The organism is Larsenimonas rhizosphaerae (genome assembly GCF_026240105.1).
Taxonomy (GTDB): Bacteria; Pseudomonadota; Gammaproteobacteria; order Pseudomonadales; family Halomonadaceae; genus Larsenimonas; species Larsenimonas rhizosphaerae.
Genome location: NZ_JAPIVE010000003.1, coordinates 515,713 through 537,337, shown reverse-complemented (window position 1 = coordinate 537,337; position 21,625 = coordinate 515,713). Strand labels below are relative to the sequence as shown.

The following is a 21,625-nucleotide window of genomic DNA, read 5'->3' as shown; positions in this document are numbered from 1 at the left end:
CTTAGCGCCGATGGTAGTGTGGAGCTTCTCCATGCGAGAGTAGGTCATCGTCAGGCATCTATACCAAAGCCCCCGGTCATACGACCAGGGGCTTTTTTTTATGGCTCAAAAAAACAGCGGCGTCGGCCACCGGGCTGCGTAAAAAAAGCTGTGCAGGGCAAGGGCTTTGTTTGGACAAGGCACAGAGGCAGTGCAGCGGGCTCTGGATTGATGAAGGTTGAATAAAGAGCCCCGTTAGCCTTGGTATTTATCCCCTGTGGCTAGACCTTGGTCGTGCGGCTAAAGCGCTATGGTCGGCTAGATCCATCCGTGTTGAAATAATATCCAACGTGTGAGGCTCATCATGGCTTCAAACGTATTGATGGGAACCTCGGTACTTTGTACTGAGGTTTTTTTTGTTTTCGTTATGTAGCGTTAGTGGTAGTGTGCACAAGGCACGCGCTCGATAATGAGCAAGGACGCATCCATATTTACGCAAGGAAAATGCTATGAAAAAGCTGCTGAGTTTTGTATGTGTGATGATGGTTGCCACGGTAATGGCAGGCTGTGAAAAAGAAGGCCCGGCAGAGCAGGCCGGTGAAAAGATTGATAACGCCGCTGAGCATACGCAGGAAAAAGCATCGGATGCTGGCGACGCAATGCAGGATCAGGCTGAAGAGCTGGGTGACAAGGCTGAAGAAGCTACCGATCACTGATTGATCGCGCTTTGGCAGAAAAAGGGTCGGCAATATGCCGACCCTTTTCTTTTAGTGAGTGCCATGGAGAAATGGCTTTCGCAAACAGTAGACATGAAAAAGGCCAGCTTCCGCTGGCCTTTTCTGTATCGAAGCAGTGCTCAGGTCGCGTTCTGCTCAATACCCTGAATGTACCAGGGCGCCCCATCCTTGATTTGGCGCGTCAGGTGCCATGTTTCATTGAACTCACTTTCCTTGCCTTCTTCACGGATAATCCCGTGGAACAGTACAGTCGCTTCAGCCTGCTGATCAAACTCGTTGATGCTGCCCAGCTCGACAAACAGCTTGACCACTTCGGTTTCGTTGTTAACAGGCTGCTCGGCACGTTCCTTGCGAAGCATGTTGTAGAGTTCAGGCGTTACATATTCCTGAATTTCCGGTAGATCATTCTTGTCCCATGCGCGCTGCAGGGCATTGAAGTGCTCCTTGGCGCCCTGCAGGAACTGCTCCTTGTTAAACCATGCAGGAGTACCTGAACGTGATGCTGTGCCACCACTTCCGGCAACAGGGGCTTCGGGCTGGGCCTGGCGGTTTTGCCACGGTTGTTCCTGCTGACCGTGACCTGCCATGGCCGGTCGCCGGCGGCGCAGGAACTTGAAGGCGATGAATGCTACCAGCGCGATCAGCAGCATGTCTGTCATCCGGATGCCGTCAAAAGCGCCACCGAAGAACATTGATGCCAGAAGGCCGCCTGCCAGCATGCCGGCAAACGGGCCTGCAAAGCGTGAAAGCCGGCTGTTTGGTGCAGTGGCCTGACGAGGTGGTGTGGTAGCGCGGTTGGTTGAGGTTGCAGATTGTGATGAGCGCGAATAGGAGCCAAAGCTCTTTCCGCCGCCCATCCGCTTGGCTTCGGCATGATCTACCGCGACGCCAAACGTCATCAGGGCCACCATGAAGGTGATAAGAAGGTGCCTCATGAAAGAACTCCCAGGTTGGTCAATATGAAGGTGTGGTTGTGGTGGTCGGGGACCCGCTTTTTTCAGGGGGCTTCTCGGGTAAAGACCCACTGTTCTTTATCGCTCATGGCCTGATTGAAGCTGTAGCCATCCTCATTGAAGGATTTGAGCGCTTCAGGGTCATCAAGACGCTGGCGTATCATCCAGTTGCTCATCAGGCCACGTGCCTTCTTGGCGTAAAAGCTGATGATTTTGTATTGGCCATTTTTGGCATCCTTGAACACAGGGGTAATGATCTCTGGTCCGAATGCCTTTTTGTCCATCGCCTTGAAATACTCATTCGAGGCCAGGTTTACAAGGGTGGCTGAGCCACTTTCTTCTACGGCGTTCTGCAGGGCAGTGGTAATGTCACTGCGCCAATAGCTATAGAGGTCCTGGCCGCGGCTGTTGGCCAGTCTTGTGCCCATCTCAAGCCGGTAGGGCTGGATCAGATCAAATGGCCTTAAAACGCCGTACAGGCCCGATAGAATGCGCAAATGCTGTTGGGCCCACTCATTGTCCTGTTCCTGCCAGCGCTCTGCTTCCAGCCCCTGATAAACGTCTCCCTGAAAGGCCAGCACTGCCGGCTTCGCATTTTCGGGAGTGAAAGGCGTATGCCATTCGGCATTACGGGCTGTATTCAGACCGGCCAGCTTGTCACTGAGCTTCATCAGGTCTGCCAATTGTTGAGGTGAATAAGTCCTCAATACATCGATCAGTTCCCGACTGTGGGACAGAAAGTCGGGCTGACTATGCAGCCGGGTGGATGGTGGCGTCTCAAAGTCGAGCGTTTTAGCCGGCGAAATCACGCTCAGCATGGGTAGCACCTCTGTGTTCCGGTGTTAGGTTCATAGTATATCACCTGGCCGATATACAGAGGTGAGCTACAGATTGCTTTAAGCTATACGGGCCTGAGGCAGGCCTTATTGGCCTGCCTCGTCATGCTCATGTTCAGGGGCAGGGGTTGGGCAGACGATGATGAACACCTTCGAGTGCTTCGATGACCTCATCGCTCAGCGTCAGTGAGGCACTTCCGATGTTGCTTTCAAGCTGCGCCATCGTGGTCGCGCCGATAATGTTGCTGGTCACGAAGGGGCGTGAGTTGACAAAGGCCAGAGCCATTTGCGCCGGATCCAGACTGAACCGACGTGCAATGTCCACGTAAGCCCAGGTTGCCTCTTCTGCCAGTGGAGAGGTATAGCGCTGAAAGCGTTCAAACAGGCTCAAGCGGGCGCCTTCGGGTTTTACGCCGCCCAGGTACTTGCCTGACAGTACGCCAAATGCGAGTGGCGAGTAAGCCAGTAGCCCTACGTTTTCGCGGTGGCTGACCTCCGCCAGACCGATTTCATAGCTGCGATTCAGCAGGTTGTAAGGATTTTGAATGCTGACCATCCGCGGCAGATTCAGCTTGTCGGCCAGGTGCAGAAATGTCATGGCACCCCAGGCTGTTTCGTTGGACAGCCCTACCGTACGGACCTTGCCGGCATCAACCAATTCCTTCAGAGCGCTCAGTGTTTCCTCGATCGGAGTGGCATCACTGTCATCGACGGGCACATACCCGAGCTTGCCAAAATAATTGGATTGTCTGTCCGGCCAGTGAAGCTGGTAAAGGTCCAGGTAGTCCGTGCCAAGGCGTGTCAGGCTGGCATCTACCGCCTCGTGGATGTGTTGACGTGACAGTTTCGGACCGCCTCGTAGATGAGTCATGTCGCGGCCGGCACCGGCGACCTTGCTGGCAAGGATAATGTCGTCCCGTCTGCCGCGCTGCCTGAGCCAGCTACCTATGAACTCTTCTGTCCGGCCCTGGGTTTCTGCCCGGGGAGGGACAGGGTACATTTCTGCCGTGTCGATGAAATTGATGCCGGCATCCAGTGCCCTGTCGAGCTGCTCGTGCGCCTGGGATTCCGAGTTCTGTTCACCAAAGGTCATGGTGCCCAGAGACAGAACACTGACATCAATACCGCTATTGCCAAGGGGGCGTCTTTCCATGAGAAAACCGTTCCGGTGCTGGGAAGTGAGCCTTCATGGTAGACAGGTCGCTAAAAAGCAGCAATGGAGGGTTGAGTCGCAGGGGTTCCAGGCGTATATTGCCGGCCCTGCCCGTCGACAGGCGGCCAGTAAGCGTGATGATACGGTGGCACGGCACAGAGAGGTGCTGTTTGCGCGTATTGTGAAATCGGTTTGATGGACGCCCTGCGTCAGTGATGACAAGGGACGTTGAATACTTTGATTATCGTTTCAAAGGTGAGTCGCCATGTTGCAGGCTGCTTCACTCGTTACGCGACTGGAATATCGGTTGGCTGAACGTTTACTTTATACCTGTAAAAGCAAGAATACCCTTCGCTGGCATCGTTTGAGCATGCGTCTTTTCAAGCGCTGTGCCGATGCCGGTCATGTAAATGCCCAGTCCATGTACGGGCTGTTGCTGTTTCGTTGTGGAGCCTCTTCTCAGGAAAAGGCGCGTGGCGCTCGTTTCGTGATCATGGCGGCCGAGGCCGGTGACATCGAGGCACAGTATCATGCTGCCCGGATCTTCGAATTCGGTTGCGCGCAGTATGCGCAGCGTGATTCGCGTGCCGTGACCTGGTTTGCGCGAGCAGCAGAAGCCGGTCACGAGGAAGCGGCTGTTCGCCTGGCTCGTGCATATACATGTGGTGAGCTGGGCCTTCAGATTGATCCGGCTCGTGCCGATTACTGGGAGAGCAGGGTTGTAACGACCTCTGACGTGCCAGCATTTTCGGCACGTAATGCGCCTGCCATGGCAGTATCGATACATTAGTTCATTCGCCGTCAGGGAACTAAGCTGCCAGGCTTGATACAAGGGACACAACGTGTCCCTTGTGCTTTCTGAAAAGGGTGGGTAACCACGAGATGCTGCCTGTCATTCTGGACGTTGAAGCTTCCGGGTTCGGTCGAGGAAGCTACCCTATCGAAGTTGGCCTTGCCCGTGCTGACGGTACTACCTGTGCCCTGTTGATTCAGCCCTGCGAAGAATGGGTGCACTGGGATCCCAAGGCAGAATTACTGCATGGCATCTCCCGGGCACGTCTGGCTCGAGAGGGGTACCCCGTGCGTGATGTCGCCCGCTGGCTTAATGATGAGCTGAAGGATGTACAAATTGCCTATAGCGACAGCTGGGGCTTTGACAATACCTGGCTGTCACTGATGTTTCACCATGCCGGGATGCTGCCGGGGTTCAGGCTTGAGAGCCTGCGGCGGCTCCTTGATGAAGCTCAGCTCAATCGATGGTCTGACGTCAAGGAAGAGGTATTGTGTGATGCGAGCATCCGTCGGCATCGCGCCGGTGAGGATGCTCGCCTGCTTCAATTAACGTATCTGCGGTCCAGCCAGACCGATTAAGTGTCCGCTATTTCCAGCAACAACTTGCCCATGCCGCTATTGCCTTCCATGTAGTCCATGGCCTCATTGGCCTGTTCGACCGGCCAGCTGCCATCAATCACGGGCGCTATCTTCCCCGAACCAAGCAGTGGCCAGACCTGCTCGTGCAGCTCACGCATGATGTTGCCTTTCTGCTCGGGAGAGCGAGAGCGCAGGGCAGAGCCGATAATGCGCTGGCGCTTCATCAGCATGGTGCCCAGGTTGAGGGTCTCTTCCATGCCCCCCATGACGCCGATCATGACCAGACGCCCGTCGGTCTTCAGTACCTTCTGATTCTGGGGCAGGTAGTCACCACCTACGGGATCAAGAATGACATCCGCACCGCCCCAGGCGTTGACGGCATCAACGAAGCTGCCGTTGTGACGATTGAAGCCATCATCGGCGCCAAGAGCACGGCATCGTTCGATCTTGTCATCACTGCCTGCCGTGACAAATACGGGATTGCCGAACGCCTTGCAGAGCTGGATGGCCGTTGTGCCTACGCTACTGGCTCCAGCATGCAGTACCACGCGCTCACCCTGTTGCAGCCCGGCTTCCATGAATAGATTGAGCCACGCCGTGGCAAAGACTTCGGGAAGCGCAGCGGCGTCCTTGAGGGTGAACGCCTCAGGCAGCGGCAATACCTGAAGCTCATGTGTTATTACCTGCTCGGCGTAACCGCCGCCGGTCAGCAGTGCACAGACACGGTCCCCGATCTTGACGCGGGTAACACCGGAGCCGATGGCGGCAATGGTGCCACTGACCTCAAGTCCGGGCGTTTCCGATGCGCCGGGCGGTGGGGGGTAGTTTCCCTGCCGCTGAAGGCTGTCTGCCCGATTCATTCCCGCCCAGGCGACATTGATGCGAACTTCAAACTCGCCTGGTTCGGCAATTTTGGCGCCCTTGCGCCAGCTGAGGGTATGATCATCTTCGATATGGATGGCGTACATGAGACGCTCCTCTTCCATGGGGTGCGTTGTCCGACACTGTCAGTGATGATGGTGTGCGGTCAGTAGTTTATCCAGCAATGCCTCCGGCGTAGGCTCGGCGAGCAACATCCTGTTGGTCGTCGGGTCCAGAAAGCCTGCCTGCGTTGCATTGTTGATAAAGTCCAGCAGGGGCGTAAAAAAGTCATTGTCGTTGACCAGCCCCAGGGGTTTTCCGTGCAGTTGAAGGTAGCGCCAGGTCCAGGTTTCGAACAGCTCTTCAAGCGTACCGATGCCGCCAGGCAGGGTCATGAAGCCGTCAGCCAGATCGGCCATGCGGGCCTTGCGCTCATGCATATTGGCGACCCGGTCAAGCCGGGTCAGCCCGGTATGAGCGACCTCGCGGGACACCAGATGCTCAGGGATTACTCCGATGACTTCACCACCGGCTTCCAGCGCGGCATCGGCGCAGCGCCCCATCAAACCGGCCCTGCCTCCACCGTAAACCAGCCGGCATCCCTGCTCTGCAATGAGTCTGCCGGTACGTTCGGCCAGTGCCGCCCATCGAGCATCCTGGCCATCGCGAGAACCCAGATATACGCAGATACTGATCATGGTGTGCCCCTTGTCGAATAGTGAGCTTTGAAGAGTTCGATAACCTGCGGCTGGCTGCTGAAGGTTAAACGGACGCTGCAACGTCCGGATAATGTTCATCGACCCACTGGCCAATAACATTATGACCGCAGAGGTGATGCGCATACTGCGTGTGAAGGCAGCGTACCTGCGTCCAGTTGGCGATACCGCCTACTCCCCGATGCGTCAGAATGTCTTCAAATCCCCGGCGACGTACTTCATCACGCTGCGGTTCTGGCATGAAGGCCCAGCGTTGTCGGACATAATCTTCATGGCTTTCCCGGTAACGGGCCATGAAATCCGGGTCATCACGCAGGGCATCTTCCAGTTGCTTGATGACCCCGGCAGCCTCCAGGTGGGATAGCGTCACCTTGAGGCGGTCACTGCAGAGCCAGTAGAGTGTGGGGAAGGGCTTGTCATCGATCAGGGAGTGCATGCGAAGAACCAGCGGCGTGCCCTTGTGATCTTCGGCACTGACGGCCTGTATGCCATGGGGGGCGCGGCCGAGTTGATGGGCAATGATGTCGAGCTGGCGCGCATCGGGCGCGTGATCTGTCTGAATGATCATGAATGGGACGTGTCGTCTTCTATGATGAACTTGGGAGAGCGTGAGACGGCTCTGAAAAAGGCCTGATTGAGCTGCATGGGGCTGGGCGAATAATCGCGGTGTTCCCGGCACCAGCTGCGTGCCCGATGGATCAGCGAATCGTACAGCCGATTGAACGGTACTTCCTGATCGAGGCTTTGTGCCACAGGCAGGCGGATGTGCGGAAAATCGGCAAACCGCTCCATGAAATAGCCCTGAAGGTCGGCCTCGATACGTCGGTGTCGGTCGATATCCTGCGGATACAGCCAAAGATCGTACTGCCCTGGCGCCATGTCATGCTCCTTCGGGTGCATTCTATCATGATAGCGGATACAGGCGGCCTGTCAGTCTACCCGTGCGATAGCGACAAACTGTGCTTTGACAAGTCGCGCAAGATCTTCGGGAGCCAGTGAGATATCGATCCCTCTTCGGCCACCACTGACCAGTATGGCATCCCATTGCCGTGCGCTTGCATCAATGAATGTGGGGTGCGATTTTTTCTGTCCGAGCGGGCTGATACCCCCGATGATATAGCCGGTGGCCTGTTCGGCTGATGCACGCTCTGCCATGGCAGCCTTGCGGGCTCCGGCAGCCCTGGCCAATGCCTTGAGATCCAGTGTGCCGGCTACAGGAACAATCGCCACTACCAGTTTTCTTTGATCCAGAGTGACCATCAGTGTCTTGAATATCTGGGCAGCCGGATAATCCAGTGCCTGGGCGGCCTCATCGCCAAAGGAGTGTGCTCCCTCTGCGTGTTCGAAGCGGAGAGTGTCAAACGGGATGCCCTGCTGTTTCAGCAGGCGAATGGCAGGCGTCATGCAGGTATCGGCTCCTTGTCAGGGGCAGCAGTCACAAGGGGTGATGATCTATAGTGCACTGCAAAGTGATTCATGCAAGGTAACGATCATGGAGGGCGCATGCCACCTGAGTTCTCATTACCTCCCGGGAAGCAGGACAGGCCAGCGCGGTGCGAGCTGTGCGACCGGCCGGTGGCTGCACTGACTCGACACCATCTGATTCCGCGAACGGTTCATGGGCGCAAGCGATTTCGAAAGCGTTACAGTCGGGAGCAAATGCTGAGTGCTATTCTATGGCTGTGTCGCCCCTGTCATCGCCATATTCATGTGGTTCTGAGCGAACAGGCTCTGGGAGAGCATCACGCCAGTCGCGAGGCATTGCTGAGCCACCCGGATATTCGTGCCTTTGTCGATTGGCTGGCCGACAAGCCGGCAGGATTTCAGCCCAGGTCGCGTCGTCCGCGTCAGGATTGACTGATTAAATCAATCGCTGTGAATGAAGGTCAAGCCAGGCACGGTCCATGGTGTCCTTCAGGCTCTCCTGAACATGAGAAGGCAAGGCCTTCAGTGCCGCGTCCCTGCTTTCATGGTCACGCAGGCGAAGCCAGACATAGGCCCAGGCCGCCGCCTCTTCGGGAGTCTGCGGGGCAGGGCGCCGTGGCATCTGCACCAGTAGAAAAAGCGAGGCACGAGCTACCCACATTGGCGGCTGTTCACCCTGAGCCCAGGACGTCAGCTGGTGGCCGCTCGGGTTGTCGGTGGGTTGGCCAAGCTTTGTAAGGCGTGCAGTATCAGCAAGGATGACGGCCAGCCGGTCGGCATCCGCATCACCAATCAGCAGCCAGTGACCGACCAGATGGGAAAGGCCCTGCATGGCAAGTCGATAGAACCCGGGGTCCTGTTCTACGGTCATACGTAATTACCCGAAGTTGAGGAGAAGGGCTTTATACCATGACAAGCGCGCACGATGCCTTTGATTTTACGCCGCCCTCCGACAGGCGCGAGATGGGATCCAGCAAGTGGGGCCGCTATGACGATGACGTCCTTCCCCTGTGGGTGGCCGATATGGATTTCAAATCCCCGGCCCCGGTGATTGATGCACTTGAGGCGCGCACCCGGCATGGGGTGTTCGGATATACTTCTCCCTCGGAGGCTCTCAAGACGGCACTTTGTGAGTGGAGCGAGGCGCACTATGACTTCAGGGTCGAGCCCGATTGGCAGCTGTGGCTGCCTGGCGTTGTGCCGGCGCTCCACATTGCCGGTCTGTGTCTGACAGAGCAGGGCGACGATATCGTGACGCTGACGCCCATTTATCCACCGTTTCTGCATGTGGCGGAAAACATCGGTCGTCATACCCAGGCTGCCCCCATGAAGCCCCCCGAAGAAGGGCATCCTTACTGGCAGCTTGATCTGGAGACGCTGGAGGCGGCGATTACTCCTCGCACCCGCATGCTGCTGCTGTGCCATCCTCATAACCCGACCGGGCATGTGTTTTCTCGTCAGGAGCTGAGTGCGCTGGCCGACCTGGCTGAGCGTCATGACCTCTGGATCTGCTCGGATGAGCTGCACTGTGACCTGCTGCTGGATGATGCCCGCACCCATACGCCGCTGATCAGCGCCGAGCCGCGGCTGGCTTCTCGAACCATTACGTTATGGGCTCCCTCCAAGACCTTCAATGTCGCTGGACTGACCAGCGCCTGTGCCGTGATCAGTGACCCTGCGCTGCGACGTCGGTTTCGGAAGGCGTGTCTGGGGTTGACGCCATCCGACAACATCATGGGGCAGACTGCTGCGCTGGCAGCGTATCGGGATGGTGAGTCGTGGCGTCAGGCATTACTGACGCTGCTGCGAGGTAATGTGGAACTGATCGAGCATTATGTCGCACGCTGGCCTGGAGTGAGCTGGTGCGCGCCGAAGGCCACATATCTGGCCTGGCTTGATTGCCGGAAGGCCGGGTTTGATCAGGCACCTCAACAGGCTCTGCTCGAGGCTTGTCGTGTCGCCTTGTCGGATGGGGCAGATTTCGGATGGCCTGGCTTTGTACGACTTAACTTCGGCACGGATCAAGCCACGCTTGAAGCTGCACTTGAGCGAATGGACCGCGTGCTGGCCGGATAAATAAACGCGAGGCCCGGCGTTTTGCCGGGCCCGTCATCGTGCTGCTTCAGTACAGCAGGGTAAACATGCGGCGGCGGTAAAGCGTCGTGAGTTCGTGGTCCTTGCCGAGGGCATCAAACACTTCCAGAAGTGTCTTGCGGGCAGCGTCATCACCATAACTGCGATCGCTTTTCATCAATGACAGCAACCCTTCAAGTGCTTCTTCATAGCGTCCCTGACCAAGTGCAAAACGGGCTCTGACAAGCTGTGCTTCACTGTCATTCCGCTCGCCGAGCGCATTGACTTCATCAGCGGCAGGGGCCTGCCGGGCAAAATCGATGCGAGCACGAACGCCGCGGCCTGGTGTGCTGTCCCGGTCCTGAGGTGGCAGGGCATCCAGAATTTCCAGGGCCTGATCGAACTGGCCCTCGCTGGTCAGGACGCCGGCATAATCGATGCGATATGCATGATGTTCCGGTGATTCACTGATGAGCTGTTCATAAAGTGCCTTTGCCGTGGCGGTATCACCGGTCGCGACGGCTTCTACAGCTTGTTCATGGGGGCTTGGCCCGGCGGTTTCCGGCAGCTGAAGGTATTTCCCCAGCCACTCACGAATCTGATGCTCAGGCAGGGCGCCCTGGAACTGATCATACAGCTGGCCCTGGCTGATCAGTTTGACGTCAGGCACCGAGCGCACGCCAAGCTGGGCGGCAATCTGTGGATTCTGCTCGGCATCTAGCCGGGCGAGAACAAACGCGCCGGCATACTCACGGGCCAGTTTCTCAAGCACGGGCGCCAGCTGGGCGCTTGCCTCCGAATTATGGCTGCCGCAATCGAGCAGAACAGGTGTCTGCATGGATCCTTCGAGCACGACCTGCTGGAAGTTGCTCATGTCGACATCCACGATGAGGTGCGCATCATCAATGGCGGCGGTATCGCCGGCTTTTTGACCGGAAGATGCGGATGACGGGCTTTCCATCGGGGCGCCGGTTCTTGGGTCAACTATTTGCATCGCTCTTTCCTGGCTCGGTGTGATCTGGATAGGTATGTTATCTGAAGTAATGCTGTCAGTTGGCCATAAATTCAACCGCCATGTCAGTGGATATATTGAGCTGACATGGGGAAGCCTCAAGCACTCAAGGAAAAGATATCATGTCCGAAGCACCCTCCCACGGCGTTTCCCGCGTAGCACTGATCGGTTTTGGCTTGGCCGGGAAGGCCTTTCATGCGCCCTTGATCAGCACGACGCCGGGTCTGGAGCTCTCCAGGGTTGTTACCCGACAGACTGAGCTCGTTCATGCCGAATATCCTGAGGCACATGCCTGCTCGCTGCAGGATGCGCTGAATGACGATGATATTGATCTGGTAGTAGTTGCCACGCCCAACGATACCCATGCAGAGATCGCCATGAAGGCACTGGAGCATGGCAAGCATGTGGTAGTGGACAAGCCCTTTGCGCTGAGCCTTGACGAAGCCACCCTGCTGGCACGAAAGGCCGAGGGCAGTGGCCTGATGCTGGCGGTGTTTCACAACCGGCGCTGGGATGCCGACTTTCTGACGATTCGTGCCTTGCTGGAAGAGGGCACGCTGGGTGAACTGAAACAGTTTGAATCCTGCTTCAACAAGTTTCGTCCGGCAGTGGACCACGGCCAATGGAAGGAGCAGCCCGGCCCGGGCAGCGGCAACTGGATGGATCTGGGGGCACATCTGGGAGATCAGGCATTACAGTTGTTTGGTCGCCCTGACGGGATCTACGCCGATCTGGGAATTTTACGGGAAGGTGGCCAGGCAACGGACTATTTCCATGTTGTTCTTCGGTATAACGGCTTCAGGGTGCTGTTGCACGGAGGAGTCGTAGCCTGCGAGCCGGCGCCCCGATTCAGTCTGCATGGTACGACCGGCAGTTATACCATTTACGGAATGGATCCTCAGGAGGCGGCGCTCCGAAGCGGTGCTCGACCTGGATTCGAGGGCTGGGGAGCCGACCCGGTGCCCGGCACGATAACACGCCATGCCAACGGACATCTGGTGCGGGAAACATGGCCATCGCTACACGGCAATTATCCGGCCTTTTATGAGGGGGTCAGGCATGCCCTGCAGCATAATGGCGACGCCCCGGTCAGCCTGAGCAGCGCCCTGGATACCATGCGCCTTCTTGAGCTTGGCAAGCAAAGTGCCGAACAGCGTCGTGAGGTTTACTTCGATAGCACTATATGATTACTAGTGTAAGCCTTAAGACTGACACTGCCTGCCACGCGCACTGACGCGTGGCCTCCCTTATGGTGGATATGTACCGCGTACCACCAGGGAGAAAGACAATGGCTGAAGCACCGACTCGTACCCCGGCACAGATTGCTACTGCTGCCATCGACTTTGATTTCATCTTTGAACTGGAGCAGGGTGGTGATGCTACACAGGCATGTGTTCCCATGCCGGACAGCAGTCAAAGCGGTGTTACCGTAGGGCACGGTATCGATATTGGTCAGATGGATATGGCCCAGCTGGCAGGGCTGTCACTGCCCCGGGGCTTGATCGAAAAGCTGGCGCCGTATGTCGGCCTCAAGCGACAAAAGGCGGTTGAGGCGCTGGAGGCTTGCCCGCTGCAACTATCGGAAAAGGAAGTACACCAGCTTGATCATGCAGTGTACGGGCGCATCATTGAAACGCTGGCCCATCACTATGATGCCCATCAATCAACGTCGCCGGAAAATGGCTGGGCTTCGTTGCCTTCAGCGGCGGCTACGGTAATGACCAGCGTAGCCATCCAGTACGGGCCGAACCTGGCAGCACGCGCTCCGCGGTTCTGGTCATATGCTGTCTTGCAGAATTGGATGGGCATGATTACCGAGCTGGTGGATTTCGGTGACAACTACGCCACTCGTCGTCACCGGGAGGCTTCTTATCTGAAGCATCATATGTTCGGTCGCTCGGAGGTGGTGTCATTGCAGCCTGCGGCAAATGATCCCTGATATCGTCGACGTGTGATAACGCAGGGATAAAAATACAAGGCGTTAAAAAGCCGATTCACCCTGTGAATCGGCTTTTTCAATGATGGATCGTGAGCCGGGGGACATGAACGGATGGCTCTGTATTCGCGGCTGCAAAACAGGCCGTTCATGAAATGACACTGGCTCTTTCAGGCATTCAGACCACCTGGTATCAGAATGATCGGGTATATATAACCGTTGCCCTGTTACGTCTTTATTAACCACTCATGATCAGGGTCGTTATGAAATTTCCATACCCGCTTTGGCCCTGCCATGACATTCAGATAGTAAAGTGAGTAGCCGTGGGCAGCGCCTACGGGGTGATAGCCCCCTGGCACCAGTACACAGCAGCCGTCTTCCACTGCCATGGTTTCATCAAGTGATCGGTCATCGGTATAGACGCGTTGAAAGGCAAACCCCTGAGATGGGTTGATACGGTGATAGTATGTCTCTTCCAGCTGAGACTCATGGGGCAGATTATCTGCATCATGCTTGTGGGGCGGATAGCTCGACCAGTTACCAGCCGGGGTGAATACCTCGACCACCAGTAGGCTATCGGCGGCCTCCGTCTCCGGTAGAATGTCATGCACATGCCGAGTATTCGTACCTTTCCCACGGGTGCTCTGCCTGATGTGTTCCGGTGCGATCAGGCGTGGCACATGATTGCCATATCCCGGGGCTGCACACACTGCCAGCTCAAGTTCAGTGGTTGCTTCCACCGAATAGTCAACGCCATTTGGCAGGTACACCGCGTAGGGGGGGATCTGTTCGAAGACATCCATGCGTTTGCCAATGTCGGCAAAGCGATGCTCCCCACAGGCAACGTTTGCACGGCCGGTAATCAGCACCAGGCAGACTTCCTGATCACCGCTGCCTGCCTCCAGACGCTGGCCCCTGGCGAGCCGGTGTACTCGAAAGCCAATATGGGTCCAGCCGGCGGAGGCGGGGGTCACGTCAATTACAGTGCCCTGGGCATCCGGGGGGGTGGGATGTATCAGTAACGAAGTCATTTGTACTCCTCCTGACGATTCGGCAGCAGCTCCTTAAGCCGAATGACGTGAATGAAAGCGTGTCCGGCCCTTTACACCAATGTATCCATCAGGATATTCCGACCTTCGCGAAGCGAGCGCTCAGCTGCCTCGGCCAGTTGCAATGCTTCAAGCCCGTCCCGGGCACCTGCCAGGGGAGGCCGCCCTTCTTTCCAGGCTGCTACGAAGTCACTGATTTCCAGACGATAGGCTTCAGCATAACGCTCGAGGAAAAACCACCTGGGCTTTTCTTCTACTTGTCCGGCTTCGCCCGTAAAGCGCAACCGGGTATCGCTTTCGTTCTGCGCCTGCAGCATGCCGAGACTGCCAAACGCCTCGATGCGCTGATCGTAGCCATAACAGGCACGTCGTGAGTTACTGATCTGGCAAAGCTTTCCACTGGCGGTGGTGAGGGTGACCATGGCGGTATCCACATCGCCTGCTTCACCAATGGCTGGATCGATGATACTGCTGCCCACGGCAAAGACGCTTTTGATGGGTTCATCCAGTAGCCAGCGGGCCATGTCCAGGTCATGAATCATCATGTCCTTGAACAGGCCACCGGACTCGACAACATACTCTGCCGGTGGCGGCAGCGGGTCCCGGCTGATGATTGTCAGGGTTTCCAGAGACCCGATGCGTCCCTGGGCAATGGCCTGCTTGAGTGCAGCAAGCTGAGGGTCATGCCGCCGGTTGAAGCCCAGTGCGCAGACTACCGGATTGTCATCGAGCACCTGTAGCGCATCACGCGTTCGCTCCAGATCCAGAGCGATGGGCTTTTCGCACAGCACCGCTTTTCCTGCACGAGCGGCGCGTTCCAGATATTCCGCATGAGTGGGCGTACTGGAGGCGATCAACACGGCATCAATGCGGCTGTCGGCGAAAATGTCATCAACGCTGACCGCTCTGCTGCCGTACTGCTCAGCCAGCGCCTGTGCGGCAGGTTGATGGTGATCGGCCACGGCTGCCAGTGTGACATCGGGATGAGAGTGAATGGCCTGTGCGTGCACCTTTCCAATACGTCCAGCGCCGATGAGTGCAAGTTTCATAAGCTTTTCTGTCCTGTTCCTGGAAGTGAATGGCTATGGATGAATAGGGTGTTTTTTATGGATCTTTACGGATATCTGGCGACAGGCCTCTTTCAGAGGACTTGTTCTGCCTTACCCCAAGGCCAATTGCCAGGGTCTGGGTAAGACAGAAGGAGGCGGTCAGGCCGCGGAAGCTTTTCACTTCAGCTTCATTGACCACGAACACTACATCAGCAAAGCGAGCAAGCGGACTCAGGGTCGAGTCAGTAATGACCACGATGGGCAAGCCACGCTGATGCGCATCCTCGCAGGCCTTCTGGCTCTCTTCGGCATAGGGGGAATAGCTGATGGTCAACAGGGCGTCATGCTGGCTCATGGCGCGCAGTTGCTCTCCATACATGCCGCCCAGGCCACTGATCAGCAGGGCCGGTTTATCGACATGCGCCAGTGCATAAGTCATATAGCTGGCCACCATGAAGCTGCGCCGTGCCCCCATCACATGAATTGACTGGGCCTGCTCAAAGATATCCAGCGCTTTCTCCAGTGCTTCCGGATCAATCCTGCCAGGCAGTTGCTCCAGCACGGCGCGATTGGCGTCAGCAAATTCCCATAAAAGCTGTGTACTGTCCGGGGTTTCTCCGGTGGCACTGCGTACGGCGCTAATCCGCTCGGTGTAATTGGGTAGTTCGTTTACCAGGCGACTGCGAAACAGCTGTTGCATTTCGGAGAAGCCGTTGAACCCCAGGCTGTTGGCCAGGCGAATCAGGGTGGAGGGGGTGACGTCCGCCTGCTCGGCAATCTTGGCCACGGTTGCCAGTGCCACTTCCTGGGGATGGTCGAGTATGAAGCGCGCTGTTTGCTGCAGGCGTTTGCTTAGCGTGTCGTACTCGGCAGAGATCAGCGTTTCCAGCTCACGATAACTTTGTGGTGGTTGTGTCATGCAAATTTCCTTCGCGGTAGCTCATCTGCAGTTCATGGGCACAGGTAACAAGTGAGCAAAGTGGCTGGCTGTTGTGCAGTCTAGGATATTGGAATAAATATTCCATTTAAACCAAAGTATAGAATAAATGGTTTGATATTTTTTGTTTATGGAATCTATATTTCATCTCCAGCAAGGCATTCAACGAAGAATCATCTGAAAATAATGATAATACGAAGAGGAATGACTCTATGACGCGTCTATCTCACTGGTTTCTGGCTTCTGCTGCCACGGCAGCGTTGATGGCTGGTACTGCTGCACAGGCACAAGCGCCGCAGCAGGACACGAGCCGCTTTGTCATGGTGACGCACGGTGTCCCATCGGACCCTTTCTGGTCAGTTGTGAAAAACGGTGCCGAAGCTGCTGCTGATCTTGTAGGTGCCGAACTTGAATATCGCGCACCGTCGACCTTCGACATGGCCAGGATGCAGCAACTGGTACAGGCCGCCGTGGCTTCCAGGCCGGATGGCTTGATCCTCTCCTTCACGGATGAAAATGCTCTGGGCAGCGTGGTTCAAAATGCCGTCGATAATGACATCCCCGTCATTACCATTAATTCCGGTGGCGATGCGGCACGAAAATACGGTGCCCGGCTTCATGTGGGGCAGAGTGAGTACGAAGCAGGAAAGCAGGCCGCCGAGCGCATGCAGGAACTGGGCGTCAAGAAGGGCGTCTGCGTTAACCACGAACAAGGCAATCAGGGGCTTGATCAGCGCTGTGATGGTTTTGTTGATGGCTTCAACGGCAATGCCGAGCAGTTGGCGACCACGTATGACCCTACCAATATCCGCAATGCCATCGTCGCTTACCTCAATGAACACAATGATGTGCGTGGTGTGCTGACCCTGGGCGCTCTCTCTGCGGAACCCATGATTCAAGCCATGCGAGAGCAGGGTGCTACAGACATGTTTACCCTGGGCACCTTTGATCTCTCGCCAGGCATCCTCAAGGCTCTGGATGCGGGAGATCTGGATTTTGCGATCGATCAGCAGCAGTACATGCAGGGGTATCTGCCTGTCATCTTCCTGGATCAATTCGTCAAAAATGGATTACTGCCCGCAGGAGATGTCGCCACCGGTCCTGGGTTTGTCACCAGGGAAAATGCATCTCAGGTCATCAAGTTGAGCAGTCAGGGCATCCGCTGATAACTACCTGATATCAAGGGGTTCGGCGATACCGAACCCTGGGAGTCGATCGCCATGAGTTCCACTGAAACGAAACAGTCGGTTGCGCCATCCGCGACTGATCGGGATGAGCGTATTCAGAGAGTCTCCTTCTGGAAAAGAGCGCTCAATCGTCCTGAGCTGGGGGCACTGGCCGGTGCCGTATTGGTTATTGCGTTCTTTATTGTCTCTGCAAGCGGTACCGGCATGTTTACCCCGGCGGGTATTGTCAATTTTCTCGAAGTTGCCGCTCAGCTCGGCATTATTGCTACGGCGGCCGCCCTGCTGATGATTGGCGGAGAATTCGATCTTTCGATCGGTTCAATGATCGGGCTGGCCGGCATCCTGATTGCCATCCCTGCCGTGGAATACGGCTGGCCGTTATGGGCGGCTATTCTGCTTGCGTTTGCCTGTGCCGGGCTGGTGGGCTGGATCAACGGTAACCTCGTCAATAAAACGGGCCTGCCGTCATTCATCGTTACCCTTGGCTTTCTCTTCATCCTGCGAGGGCTGGCAATTGGTGTCAGTCGGCTTCTGACGGGGCGCACCCAGATAGGTGGTATTCAGGAACATATCCCCGGTGACTGGTTTGCGTCACTTTTTTCCGGAGAGGTCGCTACGGGGTTGTTCAGCTGGATGGCGGCCAACGGCTGGATCGCCACCAACTTTGCGGGCAATCCCGTGGTTTCGGGTATCCCCGTCTCCATCGTGTGGTGGTTTGGTCTGACGGCAGTGGCGACCTGGGTATTGCTGTGTACGCCTTACGGCAACTGGATTTTCGCCAGCGGTGGTGATGCCAATGCCGCGCGAAATTCGGGGGTTCCTGTTCACCGCGTGAAGATTTCATTGTTCATGTTCACTGCCTTCTCCGCGACGATCTTTGCCTGCATCCAGGTAATGGATACGGGGTCTGCCGACACCATCCGTGGGCTGTTGAAAGAGCTGGAAGCCATTATTGCAGTAGTAATCGGCGGTGCGTTGCTGACCGGAGGGTATGGCTCGGCCATCGGGGCGGCCCTGGGAGCACTGATCTTCGGCATGGTGCAGATGGGCATTTTTTATACCGGTGTGAATACCGACTGGTTCCAGGTGTTTCTGGGAGTGATGCTGCTGGTAGCCGTGCTTTTCAACAACTACATGCGCAAGAAGGCGATGGAGGCCCGGTAACATGACAACTCAGACGCCCATGATCGAAATGCGCAGTGTCAGCAAGCACTTTGGCAGCGTCATTGCGCTAAGCAATATCTCGATGAAGGTCTATTCCGGTGAGGTCATGTGTCTGCTCGGTGATAACGGCGCAGGCAAGTCGACGTTGATCAAGACCCTTTCCGGTGTGCATCAGCCTACTCATGGCGACATGCTGCTCGATGGCAAACCCGCTCGTTTCAAGTCTCCTGCTTATGCACTCGATGCCGGCATCGCAACCGTTTTCCAGGATCTGGCAATGGTTCCACTGATGTCGATCACCCGTAACTTCTTCATGGGGCGTGAGCCAACCATTGGCTGGGGGCCCTTGAAGCGCATTGACTGGAAGTATGCCGATCGCATTGCCAAGGAGGAAATGGCCAGGATCGGCATCGATGTACGCGACCCCAGCCAGCCGGTAGGGACGCTTTCGGGAGGGGAGCGTCAATGTGTGGCGATTGCGCGAGCCGTTTATTTCGGCGCCAAGGTATTGATCCTGGATGAGCCTACGTCGGCACTGGGGGTCAAGCAGGCTTCCGTAGTTCTCCGTTACATCGCCAGGGCTAGGGCTGACGGTCTTGCGGTCATTTTCATTACCCACAACGTCCACCATGCATACCCGGTAGCTGATGCGTTCACTCTGTTGTCACGGGGGGGCAGCCTGGGCTCCTTCCGCAAGGAAGAGATCAGTCGCGAGGAGGTGCTCAACATGATGGCGGGTGGTGCCGAGCTGGAAAACCTGGATGCAGAACTGGCCGAGTTTCAGCGAAATGACCGCGAAAGGAAGGCCGATGGTGCGCCTGCTCCCGGTCATTCCGAGTCGGTGGCAGCAGCCGGACATGCTGATGCTCCTGCCGGAGAGCGGCTGGCCAGTGACCGCTGAGGAGTTGTCATGAATGTATCAACAGCTCCTTCGTCGCTGCAGGCCCGGCATGTGTGAAGTTCACGTGGCTGATGTACCCGGATGCTGTGAACCTGGAACGGGTGACATCAACTCCCCGACCATTGCGCCAATGCTCTGAACGACATGAATGTCAGGACATTGTGGGTCTGGAAGGCTGGACTTCCGGTAGTGCAGAGCCTTGCACTCGATCGATTCCCGACCGCCTTCTCGCCTTGGATGAATGCCGTGTAATGGATGCTTTAGACGCCTTCATGTACTAGCTATCACTTGCCCAGTACAACGAGTTTGTAACGTGGGGAGACTTTATGACGAACAATAATACGCAACACCAACCGCTTGACCTTGTTTGCCTGGGGCGCGTGGCAGTGGATCTTTATGCCGAGCAGATTGGCAGCCGCCTGGAAGACGTAGCCAGCTTCGCCAAATATCTGGGAGGGAGTTCCGGCAACATGGCCTACGGCACCGCGAGGCTGGGGCTTAAATCAGCCATGCTCTCACGCGTGGGTAACGAGCAGATGGGCAACTTTGTACGCGAGGAACTGGAGCGTGCCGGTGTGGATACCACCGCGCTTCAGGTCGACCCTGAACGCCACACTGGGCTGGTGCTGCTGGCCCTGAAGGATCGCGAAAGTTTCCCACTGCTGTTCTACCGTCGTGACTGCGCTGATATGGCCATCGACGCCGATGCCATCGACCCCGAGTTCATTGGGCGCTCAAAAGCCCTGGCGATTACCGGTACGCACCTTTCAACCGATACAACTCGGCGGGCATGCCGCAGGGCGCTGGACGCCGCTGCTCGTTATGGTGTGAAGCGAGTGCTGGATATCGACTATCGGCCCGTACTGTGGGGATTGACCCATTCAGGTGATGGCGAAACCCGTTTCATCGCTGATGACAAGGTCACCAGGGATCTTCAGCACTGGCTGCCTGACTTCGACCTGATCGTGGGCACCGAGGAAGAATTTCACATCGCCGGGGGCATGACCGAGACCCTCGAGGCACTGCGTGCGGTGCGCGAGGTGAGCAAGGCTACCCTTGTGTGCAAGCTGGGGCCCATGGGCTGTGTGGTATTTGAAGGTCCTGTTCCGGATCGTCTGGAAGACGGTATCCTGGTCAGGGGCGTTCAGGTTGAGGTACTGAATGTGCTGGGCGCCGGTGACGCTTTCATGAGTGGGTTGTTACGTGGCTGGCTGCGCGGTGAAAGCTGGCAAACCTCCGCAGCCTATGCCAATGCCTGTGGTGCGCTGGTGGTTTCCCGTCATGGCTGTGCTCCTGCCATGCCCACCGAGGACGAGCTGTTTGATTATCTGGCCCGCCGCGATGATGTCCCTCGCCCCGATATCGACCAGCGCCTGAATCACCTGCATCGAGTAACCACCCGAGTGCCTGCCCAGTGGCCTGAAGTACTGGGACTGGCATTTGATCACCGCCGTCAGCTCACCGATATGGCCCGCGAAGAGCATGCGGACAGTGCACGGTTGCCGGCATTGAAAAAACTCCTTGTCACTGCAGCCAGAGAGGGCGCCAGGCTCGGCGGCTTAACGACTCCCGCCATTCTGGTGGATGATGTTCTGGGGCAGGAAGCGCTCAACAAGGCCAGCGGTCAGGGGTGGTGGATCGCACGCCCGGTGGAGCTGCCGGGATCACGGCCACTGCGCTTCCAGCACGGAGATGACCTGGGGGCCTGTCTTCGCCAGTGGCCGCGGGAACAGATCATCAAATGTCTGGTGTTTTACCATCCTGACGATGATATCTCGCTGCGTCTCGAGCAGGAAGAACGCCTGCGTCAACTCTATCAGGCGGCCTGTATTTATGGACTGGAGCTGTTGATGGAAGTCATTCCTCCAGTGGACATGCCCAGTGATGTCAGCGTTTTGCCACGCACTCTGCAACGGCTCTATAACCTGGGCATTCGCCCCGACTGGTGGAAACTTCCTGCCATGCCGGATGCGGCCTGGCATGCCGTGTGCGAGACGATCAAGAGCGAGGATCCCTACTGCCGAGGCGTTGTGCTGCTTGGACTGGATGCGCCCATGGATGACATGAAGCGTGGCTTTGAAAACGCCGCCAAACACCCCTGCTGCAAGGGGTTTACCGTCGGACGCACGCTGTTTTCCAGCGCCAGTCGAGAGTGGCTGGCCGGGCGAATAAATGATGCTGACCTGATAACGCAGGTGGCCGGAAACTATGCCGAGCTGATACAGGCATGGCGTCAATCAAGGCAGGCACAGTCGCAACCGCTGGTCCATTCGGAGGAAGCTTGAA

General features: G+C 56.7%; 24 protein-coding genes. 11 read left to right on the top strand and 13 right to left on the bottom strand.

Annotation, left to right across the window (positions count from 1 at the left end; genetic code table 11):
* Positions 1–488: 488 nt before the first annotated feature.
* Positions 489–695 carry a hypothetical protein gene (locus OQ287_RS12585; RefSeq protein ID WP_250938775.1) on the top strand — a complete coding sequence of 69 codons (207 nt, stop codon included), beginning with the start codon at positions 489–491 and terminating at the stop codon, positions 693–695.
* Positions 696–835: 140 nt separating this feature from the next.
* Here the strand turns inward: OQ287_RS12585 and OQ287_RS12580 are convergent, their stop codons facing one another.
* From OQ287_RS12580 to OQ287_RS12570, 3 genes are all read right to left on the bottom strand, one after another.
* Entirely contained in the window at positions 836–1,651 is an 816-nt protein-coding gene (locus tag OQ287_RS12580; RefSeq protein WP_265896661.1) for a Tim44 domain-containing protein, read from the bottom strand.
* 62 nt (positions 1,652–1,713) lie between these two features.
* Entirely contained in the window at positions 1,714–2,487 is a 774-nt protein-coding gene (gene yaaA, locus OQ287_RS12575; RefSeq protein ID WP_265896660.1) for a peroxide stress protein YaaA, read from the bottom strand.
* Positions 2,488–2,620: 133 nt separating this feature from the next.
* Positions 2,621–3,658 carry an NADP(H)-dependent aldo-keto reductase gene (locus tag OQ287_RS12570; RefSeq protein ID WP_265896659.1) on the bottom strand — a complete coding sequence of 346 codons (1,038 nt, stop codon included), beginning with the start codon at positions 3,656–3,658 and terminating at the stop codon, positions 2,621–2,623.
* A gap of 265 nt (positions 3,659–3,923) precedes the next feature.
* On the opposite strand from OQ287_RS12570, the gene OQ287_RS12565 reads away from it, so the two are divergent.
* Complete coding sequence (locus tag OQ287_RS12565) at positions 3,924–4,448, top strand: SEL1-like repeat protein (protein WP_265896658.1); 525 nt, start codon at positions 3,924–3,926, stop codon at positions 4,446–4,448.
* Positions 4,449–4,540: 92 nt separating this feature from the next.
* Positions 4,541–5,029: a 3'-5' exonuclease gene (locus tag OQ287_RS12560; protein WP_250939153.1), complete on the top strand. Its 489-nt coding sequence runs from the start codon at positions 4,541–4,543 to the stop codon at positions 5,027–5,029.
* Here OQ287_RS12560 and OQ287_RS12555 read toward each other — a convergent pair.
* From OQ287_RS12555 to ybaK, 5 genes are all read right to left on the bottom strand, one after another.
* Positions 5,026–5,997 (bottom strand): NAD(P)H-quinone oxidoreductase, encoded by a 972-nt coding sequence (locus tag OQ287_RS12555; protein WP_265896657.1) that lies wholly within the window; start codon positions 5,995–5,997, stop codon positions 5,026–5,028. The genes OQ287_RS12560 and OQ287_RS12555 overlap by 4 nt on opposite strands.
* 39 nt (positions 5,998–6,036) lie before the next feature.
* Complete coding sequence (locus OQ287_RS12550; RefSeq protein WP_265896656.1) at positions 6,037–6,588, bottom strand: LOG family protein; 552 nt, start codon at positions 6,586–6,588, stop codon at positions 6,037–6,039.
* A 64-nt stretch (positions 6,589–6,652) separates the two neighbouring features.
* The gene (locus OQ287_RS12545) at positions 6,653–7,174 is read right to left on the bottom strand and encodes a DUF501 domain-containing protein (RefSeq protein WP_265896655.1); all 522 of its coding nucleotides are present in this window, start codon (positions 7,172–7,174) and stop codon (positions 6,653–6,655) included.
* On the bottom strand, positions 7,171–7,485 hold the full coding sequence (locus OQ287_RS12540; RefSeq protein ID WP_250938789.1) for a hypothetical protein: 315 nt from the start codon (positions 7,483–7,485) through the stop codon (positions 7,171–7,173). Before OQ287_RS12540 ends, OQ287_RS12545 begins: the two co-directional genes overlap by 4 nt.
* A 51-nt stretch (positions 7,486–7,536) precedes the next feature.
* The gene (gene ybaK / locus OQ287_RS12535) at positions 7,537–8,010 is read right to left on the bottom strand and encodes a Cys-tRNA(Pro) deacylase (protein WP_265896654.1); all 474 of its coding nucleotides are present in this window, start codon (positions 8,008–8,010) and stop codon (positions 7,537–7,539) included.
* Positions 8,011–8,109: 99 nt separating this feature from the next.
* On the opposite strand from ybaK, the gene OQ287_RS12530 reads away from it, so the two are divergent.
* Positions 8,110–8,463, top strand: a complete 354-nt coding sequence (locus OQ287_RS12530; protein WP_250938791.1) for a hypothetical protein — start codon at positions 8,110–8,112, stop codon at positions 8,461–8,463.
* A gap of 4 nt (positions 8,464–8,467) precedes the next feature.
* Here the strand turns inward: OQ287_RS12530 and OQ287_RS12525 are convergent, their stop codons facing one another.
* Entirely contained in the window at positions 8,468–8,902 is a 435-nt protein-coding gene (locus OQ287_RS12525) for a hypothetical protein (RefSeq protein WP_250938792.1), read from the bottom strand.
* 38 nt (positions 8,903–8,940) lie between these two features.
* Between OQ287_RS12525 and OQ287_RS12520 the strand changes: the two genes are divergently transcribed.
* Entirely contained in the window at positions 8,941–10,107 is a 1,167-nt protein-coding gene (locus tag OQ287_RS12520; RefSeq protein ID WP_265896653.1) for a MalY/PatB family protein, read from the top strand.
* Between the two features lie 46 nt (positions 10,108–10,153).
* On the opposite strand, the gene OQ287_RS12515 is transcribed toward OQ287_RS12520, so the two are convergent.
* Entirely contained in the window at positions 10,154–11,098 is a 945-nt protein-coding gene (locus tag OQ287_RS12515) for a tetratricopeptide repeat protein (RefSeq protein ID WP_265896652.1), read from the bottom strand.
* Positions 11,099–11,238: 140 nt separating this feature from the next.
* On the opposite strand from OQ287_RS12515, the gene OQ287_RS12510 reads away from it, so the two are divergent.
* Both OQ287_RS12510 and OQ287_RS12505 read left to right on the top strand, forming a co-directional pair.
* Positions 11,239–12,303, top strand: a complete 1,065-nt coding sequence (locus tag OQ287_RS12510) for an oxidoreductase (RefSeq protein ID WP_265896651.1) — start codon at positions 11,239–11,241, stop codon at positions 12,301–12,303.
* Between the two features lie 101 nt (positions 12,304–12,404).
* On the top strand, positions 12,405–13,055 hold the full coding sequence (locus OQ287_RS12505) for a pesticin C-terminus-like muramidase (RefSeq protein WP_250938798.1): 651 nt from the start codon (positions 12,405–12,407) through the stop codon (positions 13,053–13,055).
* A gap of 224 nt (positions 13,056–13,279) precedes the next feature.
* On the opposite strand, the gene iolB is transcribed toward OQ287_RS12505, so the two are convergent.
* The 3 genes from iolB to OQ287_RS12490 form a co-directional block, all read right to left on the bottom strand.
* Positions 13,280–14,083 carry a 5-deoxy-glucuronate isomerase gene (gene iolB / locus OQ287_RS12500; RefSeq protein ID WP_265896650.1) on the bottom strand — a complete coding sequence of 268 codons (804 nt, stop codon included), beginning with the start codon at positions 14,081–14,083 and terminating at the stop codon, positions 13,280–13,282.
* A gap of 71 nt (positions 14,084–14,154) precedes the next feature.
* Positions 14,155–15,150 carry an inositol 2-dehydrogenase gene (gene iolG, locus OQ287_RS12495; protein WP_250938800.1) on the bottom strand — a complete coding sequence of 332 codons (996 nt, stop codon included), beginning with the start codon at positions 15,148–15,150 and terminating at the stop codon, positions 14,155–14,157.
* Between the two features lie 55 nt (positions 15,151–15,205).
* Positions 15,206–16,069 carry a MurR/RpiR family transcriptional regulator gene (locus OQ287_RS12490; protein WP_250938801.1) on the bottom strand — a complete coding sequence of 288 codons (864 nt, stop codon included), beginning with the start codon at positions 16,067–16,069 and terminating at the stop codon, positions 15,206–15,208.
* Between the two features lie 230 nt (positions 16,070–16,299).
* Between OQ287_RS12490 and OQ287_RS12485 the strand changes: the two genes are divergently transcribed.
* The 4 genes from OQ287_RS12485 (at position 16,300) to OQ287_RS12470 (ending at position 21,624) form a co-directional block, all read left to right on the top strand.
* Positions 16,300–17,253: a sugar ABC transporter substrate-binding protein gene (locus OQ287_RS12485; RefSeq protein WP_250938802.1), complete on the top strand. Its 954-nt coding sequence runs from the start codon at positions 16,300–16,302 to the stop codon at positions 17,251–17,253.
* Between the two features lie 54 nt (positions 17,254–17,307).
* Positions 17,308–18,438: an ABC transporter permease gene (locus OQ287_RS12480; RefSeq protein ID WP_250938803.1), complete on the top strand. Its 1,131-nt coding sequence runs from the start codon at positions 17,308–17,310 to the stop codon at positions 18,436–18,438.
* A 1-nt stretch (position 18,439) separates the two neighbouring features.
* Complete coding sequence (locus OQ287_RS12475) at positions 18,440–19,339, top strand: ATP-binding cassette domain-containing protein (protein WP_250938804.1); 900 nt, start codon at positions 18,440–18,442, stop codon at positions 19,337–19,339.
* Positions 19,340–19,665: 326 nt separating this feature from the next.
* Positions 19,666–21,624 (top strand): bifunctional 5-dehydro-2-deoxygluconokinase/5-dehydro-2-deoxyphosphogluconate aldolase, encoded by a 1,959-nt coding sequence (locus tag OQ287_RS12470; RefSeq protein WP_265896649.1) that lies wholly within the window; start codon positions 19,666–19,668, stop codon positions 21,622–21,624.
* The last annotated feature ends 1 nt before the right edge of the window (position 21,625 follow it).

What these genes read in the sequence shown, in the direction of transcription:
- OQ287_RS12585 (WP_250938775.1), top strand. Translation starts at nt 489, where the DNA reads ATGAAAAAGCTGCTGAGTTTTGTATGTGTGATGATGGTTGCCACGGTA.
- OQ287_RS12580 (WP_265896661.1), bottom strand. Translation starts at nt 1,651, where the DNA reads ATGAGGCACCTTCTTATCACCTTCATGGTGGCCCTGATGACGTTTGGC.
- yaaA (WP_265896660.1), bottom strand. Translation starts at nt 2,487, where the DNA reads ATGCTGAGCGTGATTTCGCCGGCTAAAACGCTCGACTTTGAGACGCCA.
- OQ287_RS12570 (WP_265896659.1), bottom strand. Translation starts at nt 3,658, where the DNA reads ATGGAAAGACGCCCCCTTGGCAATAGCGGTATTGATGTCAGTGTTCTG.
- OQ287_RS12565 (WP_265896658.1), top strand. Translation starts at nt 3,924, where the DNA reads ATGTTGCAGGCTGCTTCACTCGTTACGCGACTGGAATATCGGTTGGCT.
- OQ287_RS12560 (WP_250939153.1), top strand. Translation starts at nt 4,541, where the DNA reads ATGCTGCCTGTCATTCTGGACGTTGAAGCTTCCGGGTTCGGTCGAGGA.
- OQ287_RS12555 (WP_265896657.1), bottom strand. Translation starts at nt 5,997, where the DNA reads ATGTACGCCATCCATATCGAAGATGATCATACCCTCAGCTGGCGCAAG.
- OQ287_RS12550 (WP_265896656.1), bottom strand. Translation starts at nt 6,588, where the DNA reads ATGATCAGTATCTGCGTATATCTGGGTTCTCGCGATGGCCAGGATGCT.
- OQ287_RS12545 (WP_265896655.1), bottom strand. Translation starts at nt 7,174, where the DNA reads ATGATCATTCAGACAGATCACGCGCCCGATGCGCGCCAGCTCGACATC.
- OQ287_RS12540 (WP_250938789.1), bottom strand. Translation starts at nt 7,485, where the DNA reads ATGGCGCCAGGGCAGTACGATCTTTGGCTGTATCCGCAGGATATCGAC.
- ybaK (WP_265896654.1), bottom strand. Translation starts at nt 8,010, where the DNA reads ATGACGCCTGCCATTCGCCTGCTGAAACAGCAGGGCATCCCGTTTGAC.
- OQ287_RS12530 (WP_250938791.1), top strand. Translation starts at nt 8,110, where the DNA reads ATGCCACCTGAGTTCTCATTACCTCCCGGGAAGCAGGACAGGCCAGCG.
- OQ287_RS12525 (WP_250938792.1), bottom strand. Translation starts at nt 8,902, where the DNA reads ATGACCGTAGAACAGGACCCCGGGTTCTATCGACTTGCCATGCAGGGC.
- OQ287_RS12520 (WP_265896653.1), top strand. Translation starts at nt 8,941, where the DNA reads ATGACAAGCGCGCACGATGCCTTTGATTTTACGCCGCCCTCCGACAGG.
- OQ287_RS12515 (WP_265896652.1), bottom strand. Translation starts at nt 11,098, where the DNA reads ATGCAAATAGTTGACCCAAGAACCGGCGCCCCGATGGAAAGCCCGTCA.
- OQ287_RS12510 (WP_265896651.1), top strand. Translation starts at nt 11,239, where the DNA reads ATGTCCGAAGCACCCTCCCACGGCGTTTCCCGCGTAGCACTGATCGGT.
- OQ287_RS12505 (WP_250938798.1), top strand. Translation starts at nt 12,405, where the DNA reads ATGGCTGAAGCACCGACTCGTACCCCGGCACAGATTGCTACTGCTGCC.
- iolB (WP_265896650.1), bottom strand. Translation starts at nt 14,083, where the DNA reads ATGACTTCGTTACTGATACATCCCACCCCCCCGGATGCCCAGGGCACT.
- iolG (WP_250938800.1), bottom strand. Translation starts at nt 15,150, where the DNA reads ATGAAACTTGCACTCATCGGCGCTGGACGTATTGGAAAGGTGCACGCA.
- OQ287_RS12490 (WP_250938801.1), bottom strand. Translation starts at nt 16,069, where the DNA reads ATGACACAACCACCACAAAGTTATCGTGAGCTGGAAACGCTGATCTCT.
- OQ287_RS12485 (WP_250938802.1), top strand. Translation starts at nt 16,300, where the DNA reads ATGACGCGTCTATCTCACTGGTTTCTGGCTTCTGCTGCCACGGCAGCG.
- OQ287_RS12480 (WP_250938803.1), top strand. Translation starts at nt 17,308, where the DNA reads ATGAGTTCCACTGAAACGAAACAGTCGGTTGCGCCATCCGCGACTGAT.
- OQ287_RS12475 (WP_250938804.1), top strand. Translation starts at nt 18,440, where the DNA reads ATGACAACTCAGACGCCCATGATCGAAATGCGCAGTGTCAGCAAGCAC.
- OQ287_RS12470 (WP_265896649.1), top strand. Translation starts at nt 19,666, where the DNA reads ATGACGAACAATAATACGCAACACCAACCGCTTGACCTTGTTTGCCTG.